Genomic DNA, 19,903 nt, shown 5'->3' with positions numbered 1-19,903 from the left:
AACCGCCGCCCCGAAGTCGACCCGCTCCGCTGCTACTTCGCCTTGTCCTCCGCGAGGGTGTGTGCGACCAGGGCGTTGGCGTGGCCGTGCCCCATGCCGTGTTCCGCCTTCAGCCAGCCGACCAGCTCCATGTGCCTGGTCAGCGGCGAGGAGCGGACCAGCTCCTGCCAGTCGGCTATCGACCGGCCGTACTTCTGCTCGATGGAAGGGAAGTAGCTGGCGGGTCCCTTGACGGCTGCGCCGCTGTTCTCAGTCATGCGCGCAGTCTGGCACCCGCCACTGACAACGCCGCCCGCAGCGGCGTCGATCCGCACCCGCACCCCCTTCCTGACCCCCCACCCCGTCAACGCCCCCGCCCGCGCCTCCAGTACGTGCCGGGCGCCGGGGCGCGGCAGGCCCAGTCGGCCCGGCACCATCGTGCGCACCGCGAGCACCGTCAACCCCCGACCCAGGTAAGCCACTTCCAGCGCGAACCCCATCCCGAAGGTGTGCACACTGCTCGCCGGGGTCAGCAGGATCGCCCCCTCGATCCCGGTCCGCCCCAACAGCCCGCGCGTACGGGCGCGGTACGAGCCCGCGATCTCCAGCGGCACGGCAGGCAACCCCGCGCCCTCGACCAGAAGCGTGCCCCGACCGTCCCGGTAGCGTTCCATGCCCGGCAGCCTAGGAGCCGGGTCCGCGCCGGAACATGGGCCCACGGGCCCATGACCCGGACCCGGGGCCCTGCCTAGGGTGGGCGCGTGCCTGCTCTCCTGATCGTGGCCGCCGCCCTCTGGGGCGCCCTCGCCGGGCTGCTCCTGCCCCGCGCCGCGTACCGGCTCTCCGTCGAGCCGCAGGAGCCCTGGCGCGACGCGTGCCCCGCCGGGCACCCCTTTGGGGGCCTGGCACGCGGCTGGCTCGGCACCGGACGCTGCGCGCCCTGCGCGGCGGGAGCACCCGCGCCTCTCCACGAGACCACGCCCCCCGTCCCGTACGAGAAGCGGCACGACGACCGGCACGAGAGGCGTCCCGACGCGACGAGCGGCCCGCACCCGTTGAGCGACCCCCCGGCCGTGAGCCCCCCCGGCGCCGTGCCCCGTCTCCGCACCCTCCGGTACGCCGTCCTCTGCGCCCTGGCCTGTGCCGTCCTCGCCCTCGCCACCGGGGCCCGCCCCGAGCTCGTGGTGTGGCTGCTGCTGGCGCCCTTCGCGCTGCTCCTCGCAGTCGTCGACCGCCGTGTGCAGCGGCTGCCGGATGTCCTGACGCTGCCGCTGGCCGCCGCGGCGCTCGTCCTGCTCGCCGGGGCCGCGCTGCTGCCCGGCGGCGCGGGGTCCTGGGTGGGGGCGCTGCTCGGCGGAGCCGGACTCGGTGGCGCGTACTTCCTGCTCTTCCTCGTCAACCCGAACGGCATGGGCTTCGGTGACGTGAAGCTCGCGCTGGCGATCGGGGTCGTGCTCGGCTGGTACGGGTGGCCGGCGCTGTTCCTCGGCGCGAGCGCCGGGTTCGTCCTCGGCGCGCTGTACGGGGTGGGGCTCATGGTGACCCGGCGGGGCGGGCGCAAGACGGCCATCCCGTTCGGCCCCTTCATGATCGCGGGGGCGTGGGTCGGGCTGGTGCTCGGCGGGGCGGGCGTGGCCTGACGGCAGGCACCCGCCGGTCCGCCCCGGGCCCGGCTGCCCCTGGCACCCGCCGGTCCGCCGCGGACCTGCTCCCCGCAGGGGCGGAACAGGGTCATTCGTGAGAAATTGCGAACAAGTGCTGTGACATGCCGATGCCATGCCCCCGACACCCCCAGTGGAGTGCCCATGAGTGACGAGGACCAGTCGGACCTGCTCGCCGAACTGCGCCGGCCCCGGCCCTACCCGGCGGTCTCCATCACCCTCCCCACCCACCGCCACCGGCCCGAGAACCAGCAGGACCACATCCGGCTGCGCAACCTCCTCTCGGAGACCGAGAAGCGGCTGGCCGACGACCCCAGGCTCGGCCGGGACGAGGCCGCCGCCGTCGTGCGTCAGCTGACCGAGGCCGCCGACGCGCTCGACCCGGAGCGCTTCCTCGAAGGGCTCGTGCTGTACGCGAGCGCGGAGGAGGCCCGCACGTACCTGGTGAGCTCCGAGGTCCCCGAGCGGATCGTGATCGGCGATTCCTACCTGACCCGCAACCTGGTGTCCGCGTCGGCCCGGCAGATCCCCTATCTCGCGCTGATCCTCAGCACCGGCGAGGTGCGGCTGTGGCACGGCGTCGGCTACGAGCTGCACGAACTCGACCAGGACGAGGCCGGGTTCCCGGTGGTCTCCTCGGGCGCGGAACGCGACGGCGCACCCAACCGCGACGGTGGCCACGGCGAGAACCAGGACTTCCGCAACATGCTCACCGAGGCCGACCGCAAGCTGACCCCCCTCCTCCAGGAAGCGGTGCTTCCGGTGGTCCTGGTCGGGCTGCGTCAGCACATCGCGACCTTCCGCGAGCTCTCGCGGCACGGGGCGGTGCTGGCCGCGGACCTGGAGGTGGGCGGGCTGCTCCACACGACCGCGGCCGAGCTGGTCGACCAGCTCGCCCCCGCGCGTGCCGCGCTCGCCGCGCTCGACGCCGACGAGGCGCGGACCGCGCTGGACGCGGCCCGCAGCGGCAAGCGGTACGCGGCGGGTGTGCAGGACTGCTGGCAGTCCGCGCGCGAGGGCCGGGTGGGGCACCTGGTGGTGGAGGAGTCGGTCCGGATCTCGGCGCGGCCGGAGGCGGTGGAGGGAGCTCCGCGCGCTTCCCTGGTCCTGACCGGGCCCGGCTCCGGGACCGCAGACGGGGCAGCGGACGGGGCAGCGGACGGGACGGCTGGAGGGGTGGCGGACGACGTCGAGGACGACATCGTCGACTCCCTGGTGGAGATGGTGCTGGACGCGGACGGCGAGGTGACGTTCGTACCGGACGGAGAGCTGGCGGAGGCCGGGGGCGTGGCCGCGGCCCTCCGGTACTGAGGGAGCGGCGGGGGTGGCCATTTTCGTACGGACATCGGCCGTACGGGGCGGACCGTCAGCAGGACGAGCCGAATTGGACCCGGCGGGCAACCGGCGGCCGGGTCCCTACGAGCGGGAGCGGCAGCGCCCGCCCGCGTGCGCCGGGGCAGTCGGGGCGCGCCCCGGGAGCCGGCCGGGAAGCGGCAAGGGGGGCGGGTGGTGCAGAAACGTCAATCCGGTGATGTCGGCGACACCCCCGACCGGGGGATCTCGCGAGGCCTCCCGGACGACCCGAAAACGGCCCGGATCCCAAGTGGCGCAAGGGATTTACTACCTTGCACGGTGCACAGTGGCGACTTCGGAGAGTAATTGATTCGCGTCCTGGTGGGCAGCATCACTTACGAAGGGTTATGGTGGAAACCCCCCCTCGGGCCGGTCCGTATCCCCCCCCACGGACCGGCCCGTTTTTTGTCTCCGTACGGGCTCCCGGGCGCACATCGCCCCGGGAGCCCCGCACGGATCGGGGAGCGCCTCAGCCCCGTCCGGCCCAGATGTTCGTGCCGGGGGTGGAGACCGCGAAGGAGTCGATCTCCTTCAGCTCGGCCGCCGTCAGCGCCGGAGCACCCAGCGCCGCCACGTTCTCCTCCAGCTGCTTCACGCTGGACGCCCCGATGAGCGCCGACGTCATCCGCTCGTCCCGCAGCACCCACGAGATCGCGAGCTGGGCGAGGGACTGACCGCGCTGCCCCGCGATGTCGTTCAGCCCGTTCAGGCGCCGTACGACCTCCTCGCTCAGCAGGTTCGGGTCCAGCGACTTGCCCTGGGTGGCGCGGGAGCCCTCCGGGATGCCCTTGAGGTACTTGTTCGTCAGCAGGCCCTGCGCGAGCGGCACGAACGAGATGCAGCCCATGCCCGCCTCCTCCAGGGTGTCGAGCAGGCCGTCGTCCTCCGTCCAGCGGTTGATCATCGAGTACGACGGCTGGTGGATGAGCGGTCGTACGCCCATCTCCCGCAGCAGCCGGGCCGCCTCGGCGGTCTGCTCGCTGTTGTACGAGGAGACGCCGACGTACAGCGCCTTGCCCTGCTGGACGGCGGACGCGAGCGCGCCCATCGTCTCCTCCAGGGGCGTGTCCGGGTCGAAGCGGTGCGAGTAGAAGATGTCGACGTAATCCAGGCCCATCCGGTTCAGGGACGCGTCGAGCGAGGAGAGCAGGTACTTGCGCGAACCCCACTCGCCGTACGGGCCGGGGTGCATCTCGTACCCCGCCTTGGTCGAGATGATCAGTTCGTCCCGGTAGGGGGCGAAGTCCTGCGCGAAGAGCTTGCCGAAGTTGGACTCCGCGGAGCCGGGCGGCGGGCCGTAGTTGTTGGCCAGGTCGAAGTGCGTGACGCCCAGGTCGAAGGCGCGGCGCAGGATGGCGCGCTGCGAGTCGAGTGAGCGGTCGTCACCGAAGTTGTGCCACAGGCCGAGCGAGAGGGCCGGAAGCTTGAGACCGCTGCGGCCCGAGCGCCGGTACTCCATGGTGTCGTAGCGGTCGTCGGACGGGCGGTGGTGAAGGGGTTCGTCAGTCACGTTCACCTCCCTATCACGGACGTCACTGTGACAGACCGGGTTGGGTCGCCGGGACCCGTGCGCAGTAATGTGACGCGCTCGGGCCCCCGGAGCCCCTTGGGAAAATCGCAGACGTCCGGGCGTCCGGGAACACGAGAGGGTGGAACGCTGTGAACCTGCGCGACCTGGTGTACCGGCTCTACGCACGCCGTGTGGAGGGCCGCCTCGACCACTCCCAGGTGCCGGGGCACATCGGAGTCATCCTGGACGGCAACAGACGCTGGGCGAAGGCGTCGGGCGGCACCACCGAGCAGGGGCACAAGGCCGGCGCCAGCAAGATCCAGGAACTCCTCGGCTGGTGCGCGGAGACCGACGTCGAGGTCGTCACCCTGTGGATGCTCTCCACGGAGAACCTGGACCGCCCCGAGTCCGAGCTGACCCCGCTGCTCTCCATCATCGAGGGCGCCGTCCAGGCCCTCGCGGCCGACGGGCGGTGGCGGGTGCACCACGTGGGGACGATGGACATCCTGCCCGCGCGTACCCAGGGTGTACTGAAGGAGGCCGAGCAGTCGACGGCCGGCAACAAGGGAATACTGGTCAACGTCGCCGTCGGCTACGGCGGCCGGCAGGAGATCGCCGACGCGGTCCGCTCGCTGCTGCTCGAACATGCTGACAAGGGGACCTCCTTCGAGGAGCTCGCGGAGATCATCGACGTCGAGCACATCTCGGAGCACCTCTACACCCGCGGCCAGCCCGACCCGGATCTCGTCATCCGCACCAGTGGTGAGCAGCGGCTGTCCGGATTCATGCTGTGGCAGAGCGCCCATTCGGAGTACTACTTCTGCGAGGTCTTCTGGCCGGCCTTCCGGAAGGTCGACTTCCTGCGCGCACTGCGCGACTACGCGGCCAGGCACCGGCGTTACGGTTCCTGACCGCACCCCGTACCCCTTCTCCGTACCGAACAAGCGTGAAGAGACGTCATACGCCCTGGCCATGACCAGGTATGGCGGCGCGTGTTCGAGGGAATACCCCTTCCAGGTCGGCGTCCGGACCACGGGCGCCGAATCTCAGTGAGCGGCTGGATGTCGCTCGCCCGGGAGGCCCTTTGCACCAGGACGTTTCCGCCGTAACCGGCGCGGACGACGTGGAGGGCCGGAGTCCGGCCCGCGCATCGCGGCCGGATCCGGTCCCTCCGCCCGCGACGTCGTCGCACCCCAACCTCAGTACGAGGGGGTACGTCCTTCCGTGGTGAACAGCTCTAAGCGCCGCCTTCCCGACAGGCGCACCTACGTTCTCGACACCAGCGTCCTGCTGGCCGACCCCAGCTCGATGACCCGCTTCGAGGAGCACGAAGTCGTGCTGCCGATCGTGGTCATCACCGAACTGGAGGCCAAGCGGCACCATCCGGAACTCGGTTACTTCGCCCGGCAGGCCCTGCGGATGCTGGACGACTACCGCATCCGGTTCGGCCGTCTCGACGCCCCCATCCCGATGGGGGACCTCGGCGGGACGCTGCGGGTCGAACTGAACCACTCCGATCCCGGCGTACTTCCCGCCGGCTACCGGTTGGGGGACAACGACTCACGGATCCTGGCAGTCGCACGAAACCTCCAGGCCGAGGGGTACGACGTCACCGTCGTCTCCAAGGACCTGCCGCTGCGCATCAAGGCGTCCTCGGTGGGCCTGCTCGCCGAGGAGTACCGCGCGGAGCTGGCCATCACCGACTCCGGCTGGACCGGGATGACGGAACTGGCCCTGGAGGCTGACCAGGTGGACCTCCTGTTCACCGAGGAGCGGGTGTACGTGCCCGAGGCCGCCGACCTTCCGGTGCACACCGGCCTCGTGCTCCAGTCCGAGCGCGGCAAGGCGCTCGGCCGGGTCACGGCCGACGGCAACATCCGGCTGGTGCGCGGCGACCGGGGCGCCTTCGGCATCCACGGCCGCAGCGCGGAGCAGCGCATCGCGCTGGACCTGCTGCTCGACCCCGAGGTCGGCATCGTCTCGCTGGGCGGCCGGGCGGGCACCGGCAAGTCCGCGCTCGCGCTGTGCGCGGGCCTGGAGGCCGTCCTGGAGCGGCAGGAGCACAAGAAGGTGATGGTCTTCCGGCCGCTGTACGCGGTCGGCGGGCAGGAGCTCGGCTATCTGCCGGGTTCCGAGTCCGAGAAGATGTCGCCGTGGGCGCAGGCCGTCTTCGACACGCTCTCGGCGGTCGCGGGCAAGGAGGTCATCGAGGAGGTGCTCGGGCGCGGGATGCTGGAGGTGCTGCCGCTCACCCACATCCGGGGCCGTTCGCTGCACGACGCGTTCGTGATCGTGGACGAGGCCCAATCACTGGAACGGAACGTCCTTTTGACGGTTCTGTCCCGGATCGGGGCGAATTCGCGCGTGGTGCTCACCCATGACGTCGCCCAGCGCGACAACCTCAGGGTGGGACGGTTCGACGGCGTGGTCGCGGTCGTCGAGAAACTGAAGGGGCATCCGCTCTTCGCGCACGTCACCCTCACCCGCTCGGAGCGCTCGCAGATCGCCGCCCTGGTGACCGAGATGCTGGAGGACGGTCAGATCTGACCCAACTCCGCTGTGCCAGCAGGCAGTTGACGCCGCCCGGCCTCCTCCGCGAGAAGCGGAAGATCCTAGCCGGGCGGCGTTGTGCTGCGCGCGCCATTCCACAAATCAGTGGCCGCGAAACCGATGTGACCTTTCACACGTAGGTAAGAATTGATTCAGTGCCTGACCATCCGGCAGAGTCTTGCTTCCGTCAGGCCCCGCATACGGCACACCCGCACCTCCAGAGGTGCAACACCACACAAATCAACAGACTTCGCCGTATGCCGCCCGAGTAACACGGAGCACTCCTGCGGGAGTTGCCCACCGGGTCCGTGCCTCCCGTGACACAGCACGTAGGGAGGCCAGCGCCAGGGGTGCGATTGCGTCCGCGAGGGTCACCGGTGCGGATGCTGCTGGAAGGAAACCGTGTGAGCCGGATTTCGGTTCGGGGATTCGCAGTGGCCTCCGCCACCGCGGTCACCACTGTCGGCGCCGTCGTGGGCGTCGCATCGGGCGACCCTCAGTCGTCGGGCGACAACAACTTCGAGGCAGCCGCCGCCGACACGACGACTCTCCTCGCGGACATCCCCGCCGGCCAGCAGGCCCAGGTGGCGACCGCCTCCCTCGCGCAGCAGGCCGACGTCCAGGCCGCCGTCGCGGACGAAGCGGCCAAGAAGACCGCCGAGGAAACGGCGCGTCTGCAGGCCGCCGACGACGCCAAGGCCAAGAAGAAGGCGGCCGACACCAAGGCCGCCGAGGAGAAGGCGGCCAAGGAGAAGGCCGAGCAGGAGGCCAAGGAGCGCGAGGAGCAGAGCGAGGTCGCGAGCCGGTCCGCCAGCCGCGACTCCTCCTCCTTCGAGCAGCAGTCCTCGTACACCGTGGAGCAGGTCAAGGCGATCGCCCGTCAGATCGTCCCGGCGGACCAGTTCCAGTGCTTCTCCACGATCGTCAACCACGAGTCGACGTGGAACTACCAGGCCGTGAACCCGAGCTCGGGCGCCTACGGCCTCGTCCAGTCCAACCCCGGCTCCAAGATGGCCTCGGTCGCCGACGACTGGCGCACCAACCCGGCCACCCAGGTCCAGTGGGGCCTGAACTACATGAACGACCGGTACGGCAGCCCCTGTGGCGCCTGGGACTTCTGGCAGTCCAACCACTGGTACTAGGAGCGCGGAACCGGGGTACTCGTTGCCCCGGCTCAACGTTGTGGAGCCCCTCACCGTCCTACGGTGGGGGGCTTCGCACGTGTACGGTCAGGTCGGTCATTCACCGGGGGGCGTCGTGGGGGGAAGAGGAAGAATCATGTCGAAGACGCCAGGGTGGCTCGGCGGGCTCGGAACCCGCCTCACCCACATGGGAGAGCGACTGGAGGAGCGCCGCGCCGAAGCCGCGGCCGACCCCCACGCGCACCCGAGCCACGAGCACGACGTGCCCGATCACATCCCCCCGCCGCCCGACTACGCCCCCGCCGTGGCCGCCAGGCCCGACCCCGTGGACGCCGTGCCGTGGGGGATGCGGGTCGCCGCCGAGGCCGGCTGGCGACTGCTCGTCCTGGCGGGCACCATCTGGGTGCTCGGCCAGATCATCAGCCAGGTGCAGCTGGTCGCGTTCGCCTTCATGGGCGCGCTGCTGGTCACCGCGCTGCTCCAGCCGACCGTGGCCCGGCTGAAGAGGCTCGGCCTGCCGCGCGGTCTCGCCACCGCGCTCACCGCCATCCTCGGCTTCGTGATCATGGGCCTGATCGGCTGGTTCGTGGTCTGGCAGATAATGGACAACGCCCAGGACCTCACCGAGAAGGTCCAGCAGGGCATCCAGGACCTGCGCGCGTGGCTGCTCAACAGCCCGTTCCACGTGACCGAGCAGCAGATCAACGACATCTCGAAGAACCTCAGCGACACGATCGGCACCAACGTCCAGGAGATCACCTCCGCCGGACTCCAGGGCGTCACCGTCCTCGTCGAGATGATGACGGGGATGCTCCTGGCGATGTTCTCCACGCTCTTCCTGCTGTACGACGGCAAGAAGGTGTGGCAGTGGACGCTCAAGCTGGTCCCGGTCAACGCCCGCCCCGGCATGGCCGGCGCCGGACCGCGCGCCTGGCGCACGCTCACCGCCTATGTGCGGGGCACGGTGATAGTGGCCATGATCGACGCCATCTTCATCGGTCTCGGCCTGTACTTCCTGGGCGTCCCGATGGCGGTGCCGCTGGCCGTCCTGATCTTCCTGTTCGCGTTCATCCCGCTGGTCGGCGCGGTGATCTCGGGCGCACTCGCGGTGGTGGTGGCGATCGTCGCGAACGGCCCGTTCATCGCACTGATGGTGCTGATCGTGGTCCTCGCCGTCCAGCAGATCGAGGGCCACATCCTGCAGCCGTTCATCCTGGGCCGTGCGGTACGGGTGCACCCGCTCGCCGTCGTCCTGTCGGTCGCGGCGGGCGGGCTGGTGGCCGGCATCGGCGGCGCGGTCGTCGCGGTACCGCTGGTCGCGGTGCTCAACACGGCGATCGGCTACCTCCGCGCGCACGCCAAGGAGAACGCGCTGAAGGCCGCCCCCAAGCCGCACGGGGCGACAGCCGTCGACCTGGCGCCCACCCCGCCCCCGGTGCAGGTCGCGGTGGAGGGCTCCCCTTCCAACCCGCCGCCGGCCCAGCCCCCGCTGCCGCCGGTCCCCGACGAGCCCGGGGAAGCCGGCCGGGAGTGATATCCGAGCCGGAACTGGTCGGGGGACCGGACGAGGGGCCGCCGCCCGGGACGATGCTCCCGGACGGCGGCCCCTCGCGCGTGGACCGGTCGCGGACGGGCGCGCGGGAGTGGCGGCGGCAGCCGTGGCTGTGGGCGCTCGGCGGGGCGGTGGCGGCCTCGGCGCTGTGGGCGGCCGGGCTGTACGCGTACGGCGGCCAGGGACCCGAGCAGCACGGCTACCGGCTGGAGCGGCGCAGCTGCGAGAAGGTGCGGCTCCCGGCGATGTCGGCCAGGCTGGGCCGCGTCGACACGGCGGCCGGCTACTCCAACGCCTTCCACGACCTGGCCCTGGACCGGCTCGACTGCTCGGTCCAGCTGCGGTCGCAGGTCACGGACGGCAAGCGCCGGAGTTACTTGGTCCACTTCAGCGTCGAGCAGCACCGGCTCACCGACCCCGGCCCCGAGTTCGAGGCCCGGCTGCGGCTCGACCACGGCGGCGTCGAGGGCGACGCACAGACCGGCCTCGCGGGACGGCTGAGCCCCGTGCCGGGCCTGGGTGACAAGGCGTACTTCTTCGCACTCGACTACGGCGGCGAGTCGATGACCCTCGCGGTGCAGCACGGCGGCGCGGTACTGCTGCTGGAGACGGCGCTCAACCGGGCGGACGAGGGCGACGAGACCGGCGCGGTGGACCTGACTCCGCTGAAGCCGCTGATGGAGGCGGACATGCGGGCGGCGATGGAGGCCCTGCGGGGATAGGGACAGGGACCGGGACACATGCGAAGGGACCCCACCGGTACCGACCGGCGGGGCCCCTTCACCTGTGTCCCACGTACGACTACTCGGCGAGCACGGCCTCGGAGTCGAGGGTGACGCCGACCGCCTGGATCACCGCGGCGATCTTGACGGCCTCCTGGATGGTCTCGCGGGACACGTCCGCCTTGCGCAGGACCTGCTCGTGCGAGTCGAGGCACTGGCCGCAGCCGTTGATCGCGGAGACCGCGAGGGACCACAGCTCGAAGTCGACCTTCTCGACACCCGGGTTGCCGATGACGTTCATCCGCAGGCCCGCGCGCAGCGTCCCGTACTCCGGGTCGGAGAGCAGGTGGCGCGTGCGGTAGAAGACGTTGTTCATCGCCATGATCGCGGCGGCGGACCTGGCCGCCGTGTACGCCTCGGCGGAGAGGTTCGCCTTCGCCTCGGGCTCCAGCTCGCGCAGCACCTTCGGCGAGCGCGAGGCGATCGCGCAGGCCAGCACGGTGCCCCACAGCTGCTGCTGCGGGAGGTCGCTGTTGCCGATGACCGAGCCCAGGTTGAGGCGCAGGTCCTTGGCGTAGTCGGGGACGGCGGACTTCAGTTCGTCGAGTGCCATGTCAGATCAATCCGTTCTGTGGTCCGTGCGGTCGGGCGTTCGTCGGGGGTTCTTACTCGCCCGAGAGCAGCGCGACCGGGTCCAGGGTCTCGTCGCCCTTGCTCCAGTTGCACGGGCACAGCTCGTCGGTCTGCAGCGCGTCGAGGACCCGGAGGACCTCCTTGGGGTTACGGCCGACGGAACCGGCGGTGACCATGGTGAACTGGATCTCACCGTTCGGGTCGATGATGAAGACGGCGCGCTGCGCGAAGCCGTCCTCGCCCTCGATGCCGAGGTCACGCATGAGCTCGTGCTTCGAGTCGGCCAGCATCGGGAAGGGCAGGTCGGTCAGGTCCGGGTGGTCCTTGCGCCAGGCGTGGTGCACGAACTCGGAGTCACCGGAGAAGCCGAGGATCTGCGCGTCGCGGTCCGCGAACTCCTCGTTCAGCTTGCCGAACGCGGCGATCTCGGTCGGGCAGACGAAAGTAAAGTCCTTGGGCCAAGCGAAGAGAACCAGCCAGCGACCCTCGTACGACTTGTGGGTGAGCTGTTCGAACTCCTTGCCCTTCTCCAGGGAGACGCAGGCACTCAGTTCGAACGGGGGAAGCTTGTCACCAACGGTAAGCATGGGGCTCCTCTTGGACGGAGAGGAAAGGCCGCTTAGCGGCATTTCTGGCGGGTTGGACTGTGGTTACCCTGCCATGGAGTCACTGATCAGTGAAATCGGTGGATGCGTGTAGTTTGATCGGTAGGACCTATCGATATCCGGACCTGGACGATACGGAGCGCAGTCATCGCAGTCAGCAACGCCAAGAGGCAGCCCACGCTCGCCCAGCTCAGGGCCTTCGTCGCCGTGGCGGAGTCCTTGCACTTCAGGGACGCGGCGGCGGCGATCGGGATGAGTCAGCCCGCGCTGTCCGGGGCGGTGTCCGCGCTGGAGGAGGTCCTCGGGGTGCAGCTCGTCGAGCGCACGACGCGCAAGGTGCTGCTCTCGGCGGCGGGGGAGCGGCTCGCGGTGCGGGCCGGGGTGGTGCTCGACGCGGTCGGCTCGTTGCTGGAGGAGGCGGAGGCGGCGCGGGCGCCGTTCACGGGGGTGCTGCGGCTTGGGGTGATCCCGACGGTCGCCCCGTACCTGCTGCCGACGGTGCTGCGGCTGGTGCACGAGCGGTACCCGTCGCTGGATCTCCAGGTGTACGAGGAGCAGACCTCCTCCCTCGTGGAGGGGCTGGCGGCGGGCCGGCTGGACCTGTTGCTGCTCGCGGTGCCGCTGGGGGTGCCGGGGGTGACCGAACTCCCCCTCTTCGACGAGGACTTCGTGCTCGTCATGCCGGACGAGCACTGGCTCGCGGGGCGCGACGACATTCCGCGCGAGGCCCTGCGTGAACTGCACCTGCTGCTGCTGGACGAGGGTCACTGCCTGCGGGACCAGGCGTTGGACGTGTGCCGCGAGGTGGGCCGGGAGGACGGCGGCCCGGTGACGACGACAGCGGCCGGGCTGTCCACCCTGGTGCAGCTGGTCGCGGGCGGCCTCGGCGTCACGCTGCTGCCGCGCACGGCGGTCCAGGTGGAGACCGGCCGCGACCCGGCCCTGGTGACCGGATACTTCGCGGACCCCGCCCCGTCGCGACGGATCGCTTTCGCGATGCGCGCGGGAACGGCCCGCGCGCAGGAGTTCACGGAACTGGCGGAGGCGCTGAGGGGGGCGCTGGGGGAACTGCCGGTCCGCCTGACCTGACCCGGGCTGCCGGTCCGCCTGACCTGGGCCAGGCTGCCGGTACGCCTGACCTGACCTGACCTGGGCCGGGGCCCTGGGGCAGGTCAGGTCTGATCCGGGGCCCCGGCCCGCTGCTAGCTCTCGTCCGCCGGGTCCTGCCGCTCCCCCTGCGGCCGGTCCTCCGGGCCCTTCGGTGGGCGGCCCCGTCTCGGCAGCGGGCCGGTGTGTTTCGGGAGTCGGCCCGCGTCGAGGAGGGACTTACGGAGCAGGAACTCGATCTGTGCGTTCGCGCTGCGGAACTCGTCGGAGGCCCAGCGGGCCAACGCGTCGTACACCTTCGGGTCCAGTCGCAGCAGTACCTGTTTGCGGGCCTCGCGCCGGGGCCTGGCGGAGGGGGCGGGGGCCTCCGCCCCCTCCTCGGCGCCGTCGCTCACTGGTAGAGCGAACCCGTGTTGATGACCGGCTGGGCGGCGCGGTCGCCGCACAGCACCACCAGGAGGTTGCTCACCATGGTGGCCTTGCGCTCCTCGTCCAGCTCGACGATGTCCTGCTCGGTGATGCGGGCCAGTGCCTGTTCGACCATGCCCACGGCGCCCTCCACGATCAGCTTCCTCGCCGCCACGACCGCACCGGCCTGCTGCCGCTGGAGCATCGCGGAGGCGATCTCCGGGGCGTATGCGAGGTGGGTGAAGCGGGACTCGATGATGTGGACGCCGGCCGCCTCGACGCGGGCGTGCAGCTCGATCGCCAGCTTCTCGGTGATCTCGTCGGCGTTGCCGCGCAGCGACAGGCCCTCCTCGTCGTGCGAGTCGTACGGGTACTCGATGGCGATGTGCCGTACGGCAGCCTCGGTCTGGGTGGAGACGAACTCCAGGAAGTTGTCCACCTCGAAGCTGGCCTGCGCGGTGTCCTCGACCCGCCAGACGACGACCGCCGCCAGCTCGATCGGGTTGCCGTACGCGTCGTTGACCTTCAGGACGGCGGTCTCGTGGTTGCGGACCCTGGTGGAGATCTTGTTGCGGGAGGTCAGCGGGTTGACCCAGCGCAGGCCGTCGGTGCGGATGGTGCCCCGGTAGCGGCCGAAGAGCTGGACCACGCGGGCCTCGCCGGGCGCGACCATGTTCAGCCCGCTCATCGCGAACACGGCGGCGAAGAAGAGGACGATGCCCAGCACGATGAGGGCGACCTTGAGGCCCACTGCCGCGGCGGCGATGCCGATCGCGATCAGCCCCGCCGCGACGACGATGCCGAGCAGGCCGAGGAGGAGTGCGAGCCCGCCGGCGATGCTGTGTGCCGGGAACTCGGTGACGCGGGGGGCGGGCATCTCAGGGAGGTCGGCGGGAGGGCCGTCGGAGGGCGTGTGTGCGGTGGTCGTCATGGTGATCCCCGTTTCTGTGCGTGACCGGTCGGTCGCCGGATGAGCGGCGGCCGACCGACTGTCTAGCAAAGTGATATCACTTTAACGCGTCCGAGGTGCCCTGGCAATGAACCCGGACGCCCCCGCAAAGACTCGATTCGGATTCACTTCCTCAACTTCTCCCTCATCCGGCAACCTTTGGGCACGCTTGTTCGTCGGTTCCTTAGAGGTGGGTGCTGATTGTCACGTCCATAAAAGAGGTGATCAGCACCGTTTTGTCCTTTCCGGCGGTGTTAGCTTTCTGAGCTGATCGTGTGAGTGTCCGGAGAGAGACCGGCGAGTATGACTGGCGAGACTTGAGAAGCGGAGCAACTGACCAATGGGCCGAGCGGATGAGCGCAGGGCCCGGCAGAGCGGGGCGCGCCGGGGCCGGGCTGCCGGGAAGGAGAAGGGCGGCATACGCCGCTTCTTCACCTGGAAGAAGATGCTGGGAACGTTCTTCGGGATCTGTCTGCTCGGGATGGGCGCCTTCCTGGCGCTCTACATGTCGATCGACGTGCCGGCGACGGGCAACGCTGCGGCGATGAGGCAGAGCAACGTCTACAAGTACAGCGACGGCACCGTCCTGGGCCGTACCGGCAGCGGTGAGGGGCCCAGCCGGGAGAACGTCGACCTGGACAAGATCCCCAAGGACGTCCAGTGGACGTTCGTGGCCGCCGAGAACATGTCGTTCTTCGAGGACGAGGGCATCGACTTCAAGGGCACCGCCCGAGGTCTGCTCAACACCGTCACCGGCAAGGGCAAGCAGGGTGGCTCGACGATCACCCAGCAGTACGTGAAGAACTACTACCTCACGCCCGACCAGACGATCAGCCGCAAGCTCAAGGAGCTGGTGATCTCACTCAAGGTCGACGACCAGAAGTCGAAGCAGGAGATCCTCCTCGGCTACATCAACACCAGCTATTACGGGCGTGGCGCCGCCGGCATCCAGGCCGCGGCCCAGGCCTACTACGGCAAGCCCGTCGAGAAGCTGTCCGTCGAGGAGGGCGCCTACCTGGCAGCCCTGCTCCAGGCGCCCAGCAGCTACGACGTCCTGAACGCGACCCCGCGGAGCAAGGCACTCGTCATCGAGCGCTGGAACTACGTCCTCGACAACATGGTCAAGATGGGCAAGCTCAAGCAGGCCGACCGGGCCGGCATGAAGTTCCCCAAGGTCCAGAAGCAGCAGCCGCCGGCCGGCATGAAGGGCCAGGTCGGCTACCTCGTCGAGGCCGCGAAACAGCAGCTCAAGGTCCGAGAGGACGTCACCGAGGAGCAGCTCGCGGCCGGGGGGTGGACGATCACCCTCAACATCGACAAGAAGCGCCAGAAGGACCTGGAGAAGGCGGTCGACAAGCGCCTGGAGTCCAAGCTGGACCGGAACGGCAACAAGGTGGACGCGACCGTCCAGGCGGGCGCCACCTCGGTGGACCCGAAGACGGGCGCAGTGGTCGCGCTCTACGGCGGCGCGGAGTTCATCAACCACCAGATCAGCAACGCCACCCGCACCGACTACCAGCCGGCCTCCACCTTCAAGCCGTTCATCTTCGCGTCCGCGCTGGAGAACGGCTCGGAGACGCAGGACGGCGAGCCGATCACCGCCAACACGATCTACGACGGCACCAGCAGGCGTCCCGTGGTCGGCAGCGACACCCCGTTCAGCCCGCAGAACGAGGACGACGAGGACCTCGGCGACGTCACCGTCCAGAAGGCGATGGCCAAGTCCGTCAACTCCGTCTTCGCGCAGATGATCGTGGATGTCGGTCCCGGTCACGTACGGGACACCGCGATGCGGGCCGGCATGCAGAACCGCGGAGATTTCGGCACGAGCCCCGCGATGTCCCTGGGCACCATGAGCGCCAACACCATGGACATGGCGGGTGCGTACGCCTCCCTCGCCGCCCACGGCAAGAGGATGACGCCCTCGATCGTCAAGCAGGCCTCCCACAAGGACCGCCCGGACATCAAGCCGGTGGGCATCAGCGACTCCGGCGGCATCGACCGGCAGGCCGCCGACACCACCACGTCCGTCCTGCAGAACGTGATGAAGGAAGGTTCCGGCAAGCGGGCCGACAGTGACGAGTACGAGGCGGCCGGCAAGACCGGTACCTCCGAGGAGAACAAGTCGGCGTGGTTCGCCGGCTACACCCCCAGGCTCGCCACCGCCGTCGCGCTCTTCGGCCAGGACCCCAAGTCCGGCAAGCAGGTCTCTCTCACCGGTACGGCCAACGCGGGCCGCGCCAACGGTGGTGGTTTCCCCGCCGAGATCTGGCGCGAGTACACGCTGGGTGCGCTGAGTGCCAAGGAGAAGGCGGCCGAGTTCGACCTGGAGGTCAAGGAGGGCGCCCAGTACGAGACGCCTGCCCCGCCGCCGGAGACCACCCCGCCGCCGGTCGAGACCACGCCGCCGCCGGAGCCCGAGATCACGCCCACGCCCGAGGACACGCCCACGCAGCAATCCCCGACGCCCACCGAGACGCCGGGCGACGACGCGGGCACCGACCAGGGCCAGGACCAGGGTCAGGACCAGGGCGGCGAGAACCAGGGCGGTGAGAACCAGGGCCAGTCCAACGGCGGCTGGGACCCCGACCCGGACCCGGGCACCGATCCCGGCGGTGCCAACGGCGGCGCCGCCGAAGGCAACGAGAACGGCGGCCAGAACGGCGGCGGCGACCAGGGCGGCAACGCCAACGGCGGCCAGTAACCTCCGTGCCGCGGCCGGCGGCCAGTAACCTCCGTGCCGCGGCCGGTAGCGCCGATACAGCGAAACGGCGGGCCCCCCACCCTCGCGAGGGTGGGGGGCCCGCCGTTTCGCTGTACCGGCCCGTCGACGGCGTGCACCGTGGCGGAGCAACGCGGGCCCGGCGCGTGCGGAGCTAGCGTTGCTCCTCCGGGCCGGAACCGGGCAGGGCCAGTTCGAACCAGACGACCTTTCCGCTGCTCAGCCGGGTCGCGCCCCACTTCCGTGCCAGCCGGTTCACCAGGAAGAGCCCGCGCCCGCCCTCGTCCGTGTCCCTGGCCCGCCGCTGGCGGGGCAACTGCGGGGAGTCGTCGCCGACCTCGCAGCGCAGTACGTCCGTACGCAGCAGCCGCAGGGTCACCGGCCGTTCCGCGTACCGCACCGCGTTGGTGACGACCTCGCTGACCAGCAGCTCCACCGAGTCCGACAGTTCTTCGAGTCCCCAGCGCTCCAGCGCCCGCCTGGCCAGCCTGCGCGCCCGGCCGGGCGCCTGCTCCTCCGGCTCCAGGAACCAGTACGCGACGTCGCTCGGCGCGATCCCGTCGAAGCGGGCCGCGAGCAGCGCGATGTCGTCGTCCCGGTCGCCGGGGCCGAGCATGTCCAGGACGTCGTCGCAGAGCGCCTCAAGGGGCGGTGGGTGGTCGGGGCCGGTCAACTGCGCGGTGGCGGCGAGCCGTTCCCGCAGCTGCTCGATGCCCGTCCACACGTCCCGCAGCCGGGACTCGACGAGGCCGTCCGTGTAGAGCAGCAGCGTGGCGCCCGCCGGGGCGTCCAGCTCCACCGCCTCGAAGTCGACGCCCCCGACACCGATCGGCGCCCCCGGTGGCACCCGCAGCACCTCGGCCCGGCCGCCCAGGTGCAGCAGGATGGGCGGCGGATGGCCGGCGTTGGCGATGGTGATCCGGTGCGAGACGGGGTCGTAGACGGCGTACATGCACGTCGCCATGCGGTCCGTGCCGAGTCGCTGGGCCTGCTCGTCCAGGTGGTGCAGGACCTCCTGCGGCGGCAGGTCGAGCCCGGCCAGTGTCTGGGCGGTGGTCCGGAACTGGCCCATGATCGCCGCCGATGTCATCGAGTGCCCCATGACGTCGCCCACGACGAGCGCCACCCGGCTGCCCGGCAGCGGGATCGCGTCGTACCAGTCCCCGCCGACCCGGGCGGTCTCGGCGGCCGGGAGGTAGCGGGACGCCAACTTCACGCCCGTCGGGCGCGGCAGCGAGTCCGGCAGCATGGTCCGCTGCAACTCGTCCGCGATGTAGGCCTCGCGCCCGTACAGCACGGCCTTGTCGATGCCCAGTGCGGTGTGCGTCGCCAACTGCGCCGCCACCAGAAGGTCGTTGGCCTCGAACGCGGCCCGTTCGGGCCTGCGCAGGAAGACGGCCGCGCCGATCACCCGGCGGCGGCCCCGGAGCGGGGCGAGTATCGCGCGCCGCCCGTTCGGCAGCCCGCACTCGGCGCCGAGCAGTTCGGGCAGCGCGATGCGCACGGAGGACGCGTCGCCGAACACCGGCCGCACCCCGCGCAGCACCTCGGCCAGCGCACCGCCGCTGAGCACCTCGCACAGCTGCTGGGCGGGCGAACCGTCACCCACCACGGCGTCCAGTTCCTCGCCCACCTGGCCCTCGTCGCCGAGGCGGAGTCTGTCGGTGCGCCGCAGCCGCAGCATGAAGGGCACGGCGGGCCGTTCGTCGCCGACCGGCAGCGGATCGCGCAGATAGACCAGGATCGCGTCGGAGAAGGTGGGCACGGACGCCCGGCACAGTCCCAGCACGATCTCGTCCAGGTCGATGCCCCGGGCGATCCGGCGGGTCGCGGCTCCGACGAACCGCAGCCGGTCACCCTCGGACCTGGCCGGGGGAGTGCCTCCCCCTGGGCCCGGCACCCCGCCCGCCGCAGCGGCCATGGCGGACTCTTCCTCCGGCTCCTGCCGCGGCCGGGCGCGCTCGTGGGGCCTGGCGACCAAGGGCTGCCGGCCTTCGTGGGAGGTGGACTGCTGCTCCGTCACGCGTGGGGTTCCGTCCGTCCGGGGAGCTCGTGCGCTGCAATCGCTGTGTGCGATATACCCGCTCTGCGGGCGGCGTCGACAGAAAGGTGGCCTGTGAACGTTACAGATCCGCACACTTTCCCGTGCAGATTCACTGAACCACCCCCCTTTGGTGACATACGGTCAGGTCCTGCTGTACGCCCGGTAGTTGTCGGCTGTCGACTGCCGGGCGCGCAGTCTTCCGGAGGACGATCCTACGTTTGGACCCTGGGGGCGCATCAAGAGTCTCACGTCGTCATGTGCGCCGGGATGCGGTCCCAGTCATCGGGGAGCTCCGGCACCGCCCAGCGGGGATCGGGCCGCCAGTTCTCCCATCCGTCCGCGAACGGCGCCCCCCATGCCTCCACGGCCCGTACGGCGGCCAGCCCCGCCGCCCGCACCTCCCGGGCCTGCTGCTCCCCGATCAGACCCACCTGCCGTGCCTGCGCGAACTCGTCCTCGTCCAGCCACGTCCAGCGGCGGTCGGGCGCCACCGCGATGTCCAGGAAGTGGTCCTGCGAGTCGACCCCGCCCGCCCACCTGGCCAGTGGCTCCTCCAGATTCACGTACCAGTTCTTGAACCGCCAGCCGCGTTCCCAGAACAGCCACACCGACCACGGGTCCCCGGGCCGCGCCAGCTTCAGCACCCCGGTTCCGAACCACCGCGAGGTGGTCGTGGTCCGTGCCTTCGTGTACCGGGTCTCCAGCGGCTCCTGGTGCACCGGGGTGCCGTCCGCGAGGACGGGCCTCACGCAGCGGGTGCCCGGCGCCATCCACACCGCGAGGAGGTCGTCGGTGTCCTGCACGACGGTCACGGGCCGGCAGATGTGGATGCGCGGCGAGGCGTTGTCCCGGTACCGCCAGAGGATCTGGTCCCCAGGCGCCCACTTCTCCCCGTCCGACCCGACTGCCTCACCCGTGTGCTCTGTCATGGGCAGATTTTAGGAGCAGGGAGTGCCGGGCGCAGCG

Annotated in this window: 17 protein-coding genes and 1 pseudogene; 9 read left to right on the top strand and 9 right to left on the bottom strand. The window is 70.4% G+C overall.

Annotation, left to right across the window (positions count from 1 at the left end):
- Positions 1–32: 32 nt before the first annotated feature.
- On the bottom strand, positions 33–257 hold the full coding sequence (locus tag ACIQM4_RS06990) for a DUF4287 domain-containing protein (protein WP_401588161.1): 225 nt from the start codon (positions 255–257) through the stop codon (positions 33–35).
- A gap of 36 nt (positions 258–293) precedes the next feature.
- Positions 294–653, bottom strand: a pseudogene (locus ACIQM4_RS06985) (DUF192 domain-containing protein); the annotation flags it as partial.
- Between the two features lie 87 nt (positions 654–740).
- On the opposite strand from ACIQM4_RS06985, the gene ACIQM4_RS06980 reads away from it, so the two are divergent.
- Positions 741–1,619 (top strand): prepilin peptidase, encoded by an 879-nt coding sequence (locus ACIQM4_RS06980; RefSeq protein ID WP_401587104.1) that lies wholly within the window; start codon positions 741–743, stop codon positions 1,617–1,619.
- 165 nt (positions 1,620–1,784) lie between these two features.
- The gene (locus ACIQM4_RS06975) at positions 1,785–2,951 is read left to right on the top strand and encodes a hypothetical protein (protein WP_401587101.1); all 1,167 of its coding nucleotides are present in this window, start codon (positions 1,785–1,787) and stop codon (positions 2,949–2,951) included.
- Between the two features lie 511 nt (positions 2,952–3,462).
- Here ACIQM4_RS06975 and mgrA read toward each other — a convergent pair.
- The gene (gene mgrA / locus ACIQM4_RS06970) at positions 3,463–4,503 is read right to left on the bottom strand and encodes an L-glyceraldehyde 3-phosphate reductase (protein WP_401587099.1); all 1,041 of its coding nucleotides are present in this window, start codon (positions 4,501–4,503) and stop codon (positions 3,463–3,465) included.
- 149 nt (positions 4,504–4,652) lie between these two features.
- Here mgrA and ACIQM4_RS06965 point away from each other — a divergent pair, with 149 nt between their 5' ends.
- From ACIQM4_RS06965 to ACIQM4_RS06945, 5 genes are all read left to right on the top strand, one after another.
- Positions 4,653–5,414, top strand: a complete 762-nt coding sequence (locus ACIQM4_RS06965; RefSeq protein WP_401587097.1) for an isoprenyl transferase — start codon at positions 4,653–4,655, stop codon at positions 5,412–5,414.
- A 313-nt stretch (positions 5,415–5,727) separates the two neighbouring features.
- On the top strand, positions 5,728–7,050 hold the full coding sequence (locus ACIQM4_RS06960) for a PhoH family protein (protein WP_401587094.1): 1,323 nt from the start codon (positions 5,728–5,730) through the stop codon (positions 7,048–7,050).
- Positions 7,051–7,457: 407 nt separating this feature from the next.
- Complete coding sequence (locus ACIQM4_RS06955) at positions 7,458–8,195, top strand: transglycosylase SLT domain-containing protein (RefSeq protein ID WP_401587092.1); 738 nt, start codon at positions 7,458–7,460, stop codon at positions 8,193–8,195.
- A 136-nt stretch (positions 8,196–8,331) separates the two neighbouring features.
- Positions 8,332–9,729, top strand: coding sequence for an AI-2E family transporter (locus tag ACIQM4_RS06950; RefSeq protein ID WP_401587089.1), 1,398 nt, complete (start codon positions 8,332–8,334; stop codon positions 9,727–9,729).
- Positions 9,726–10,469 (top strand): hypothetical protein, encoded by a 744-nt coding sequence (locus ACIQM4_RS06945; RefSeq protein ID WP_401587087.1) that lies wholly within the window; start codon positions 9,726–9,728, stop codon positions 10,467–10,469. Before ACIQM4_RS06950 ends, ACIQM4_RS06945 begins: the two co-directional genes overlap by 4 nt.
- A gap of 79 nt (positions 10,470–10,548) precedes the next feature.
- Here the strand turns inward: ACIQM4_RS06945 and ACIQM4_RS06940 are convergent, their stop codons facing one another.
- Positions 10,549–11,082 (bottom strand): alkyl hydroperoxide reductase, encoded by a 534-nt coding sequence (locus ACIQM4_RS06940; protein ID WP_401587084.1) that lies wholly within the window; start codon positions 11,080–11,082, stop codon positions 10,549–10,551.
- Between the two features lie 52 nt (positions 11,083–11,134).
- On the bottom strand, positions 11,135–11,689 hold the full coding sequence (locus tag ACIQM4_RS06935) for a peroxiredoxin (protein ID WP_401587081.1): 555 nt from the start codon (positions 11,687–11,689) through the stop codon (positions 11,135–11,137).
- Positions 11,690–11,824: 135 nt separating this feature from the next.
- Between ACIQM4_RS06935 and ACIQM4_RS06930 the strand changes: the two genes are divergently transcribed.
- Complete coding sequence (locus tag ACIQM4_RS06930; RefSeq protein ID WP_401588158.1) at positions 11,825–12,796, top strand: hydrogen peroxide-inducible genes activator; 972 nt, start codon at positions 11,825–11,827, stop codon at positions 12,794–12,796.
- Positions 12,797–12,909: 113 nt separating this feature from the next.
- Here the strand turns inward: ACIQM4_RS06930 and ACIQM4_RS06925 are convergent, their stop codons facing one another.
- Both ACIQM4_RS06925 and ACIQM4_RS06920 read right to left on the bottom strand, forming a co-directional pair.
- Positions 12,910–13,209 carry a hypothetical protein gene (locus ACIQM4_RS06925; RefSeq protein WP_401587079.1) on the bottom strand — a complete coding sequence of 100 codons (300 nt, stop codon included), beginning with the start codon at positions 13,207–13,209 and terminating at the stop codon, positions 12,910–12,912.
- Entirely contained in the window at positions 13,206–14,153 is a 948-nt protein-coding gene (locus ACIQM4_RS06920) for an SPFH domain-containing protein (RefSeq protein WP_401587077.1), read from the bottom strand. The genes ACIQM4_RS06925 and ACIQM4_RS06920 overlap by 4 nt, the downstream gene beginning before the upstream one ends.
- A 358-nt stretch (positions 14,154–14,511) precedes the next feature.
- Between ACIQM4_RS06920 and ACIQM4_RS06915 the strand changes: the two genes are divergently transcribed.
- Positions 14,512–16,875 carry a transglycosylase domain-containing protein gene (locus ACIQM4_RS06915; protein ID WP_401587074.1) on the top strand — a complete coding sequence of 788 codons (2,364 nt, stop codon included), beginning with the start codon at positions 14,512–14,514 and terminating at the stop codon, positions 16,873–16,875.
- A 172-nt stretch (positions 16,876–17,047) separates the two neighbouring features.
- On the opposite strand, the gene ACIQM4_RS06910 is transcribed toward ACIQM4_RS06915, so the two are convergent.
- Together ACIQM4_RS06910 and ACIQM4_RS06905 are read right to left on the bottom strand one after the other, a co-directional pair.
- On the bottom strand, positions 17,048–18,916 hold the full coding sequence (locus tag ACIQM4_RS06910; RefSeq protein WP_401587072.1) for a SpoIIE family protein phosphatase: 1,869 nt from the start codon (positions 18,914–18,916) through the stop codon (positions 17,048–17,050).
- Positions 18,917–19,182: 266 nt separating this feature from the next.
- Positions 19,183–19,866, bottom strand: a complete 684-nt coding sequence (locus ACIQM4_RS06905) for a DUF402 domain-containing protein (protein ID WP_401587070.1) — start codon at positions 19,864–19,866, stop codon at positions 19,183–19,185.
- Between the last annotated feature and the right edge of the window lie 37 nt (positions 19,867–19,903).

This window comes from Streptomyces sp. NPDC091272 (assembly GCF_044757485.1).
GTDB lineage: Bacteria > Actinomycetota > Actinomycetes > Streptomycetales > Streptomycetaceae > Streptomyces.
This window is presented reverse-complemented; position numbering and strand designations above follow the sequence as displayed.